Annotated in this window: 1 pseudogene; it reads left to right on the top strand. The window is 54.9% G+C overall.

The features are described 5' to 3' along the window. Positions 1-293 (top strand): annotated as a pseudogene (locus MUW49_RS21245) (IS1634 family transposase); the annotation flags it as partial.

Below are 293 nucleotides of genomic sequence, written 5' to 3'. Positions count from 1 at the left end.
CAAGCTGAGTTGAGCTGTTTTACCGCCAGCTTGATGCTGCTGCAACTGGATGCCGAAGTGGTAGGTGAACCCGTTTATACAGGACGTGGCAGACCCAAGCGTGGCGAAGAGCCAATTGGCCATCAGTTTCAAATCACTGGGTTGGCTGCAACTAGCCTGGCTTGCGTTGAAGAGGCCCGCAACCAGACCGGGGTGTTCATCCTGGCGACCAATGACCACAGCGATACGCTGACCATGGCCGAACTTTTGGCCACCTATAAAGCGCAGCAGAATGTCGAACGGGGCTTTCGTTT

The organism is Aeromonas sp. LsrichE-8G, from assembly GCF_022869435.1.
In the GTDB taxonomy this organism is placed as follows: Bacteria; Pseudomonadota; Gammaproteobacteria; order Enterobacterales; family Aeromonadaceae; genus Aeromonas; species Aeromonas caviae.
Note: the sequence above shows the minus strand (reverse complement) of the source record. Positions and strands in the feature narration are given on the sequence as shown.